The sequence below is a fragment of the Streptomyces sp. AC602_WCS936 genome (assembly GCF_019049125.1).
Lineage (GTDB): Bacteria > Actinomycetota > Actinomycetes > Streptomycetales > Streptomycetaceae > Streptomyces.
The window spans coordinates 1-230 of record NZ_JAGMUF010000131.1 but is presented as its reverse complement, the minus strand read 5'-3'; the positions used below and the strand labels follow the sequence as shown (position 1 = coordinate 230).

The following is a 230-nucleotide window of genomic DNA, read 5'->3' as shown; positions in this document are numbered from 1 at the left end:
TCGGTTTAGGGTACGGGCCGCCATGAAACTCGCTAGAGGCTTTTCTCGACAGCATAGGATCATCCACTTCACCACAATCGGCTCGGCATCAGGTCTCAGCCTTGTGTGCGACGGATTTACCTACCGCACGGCCTACACCCTTACCCCGGGACAACCACCGCCCGGGATGGACTACCTTCCTGCGTCACCCCATCACTCACCTACTAACCGCTTGGTTCAGCGGCTCCACC

Annotated in this window: 1 rRNA gene; it reads right to left on the bottom strand. The window is 58.7% G+C overall.

The features are described from left to right. Positions 1-230: ribosomal RNA gene (locus KUM03_RS36170) — 23S ribosomal RNA — on the bottom strand; the annotation flags it as partial.